Annotated in this window: 1 protein-coding gene; it reads left to right on the top strand. The window is 38.5% G+C overall.

The window, feature by feature from the left end; all coding sequences use genetic code 11:
- A partial coding sequence (locus AAHB15_RS30145; protein WP_342043908.1) for a group II intron maturase-specific domain-containing protein occupies positions 1-231 on the top strand: 231 nt, incomplete at both ends.

Below are 231 nucleotides of genomic sequence, written 5' to 3'. Positions count from 1 at the left end.
CCCTTGGAAAAGGAAATTTCTTGGGTTCAGTTTTACAAGTAATCTAAAACCGAAGGTGAGAATCTCTCCCCAATCAATCAAACGGTTTAAAGATAAAATAAGGAAGCTTACAGGCAGACGCAGGTCAATTGCCATGGAAGATAGGATTTATGACCTTAATGAATATCTGGTAGGATGGGTTAATTACTACCATTTAGCAGATACTCGCTCAGTAATTGCAAAACTCGAAGG

Source organism: Bacillus sp. OTU2372 (assembly GCF_038440275.1).
Lineage (GTDB): Bacteria > Bacillota > Bacilli > Bacillales > Cytobacillaceae > Neobacillus > Neobacillus bataviensis_B.
This window is presented reverse-complemented; position numbering and strand designations above follow the sequence as displayed.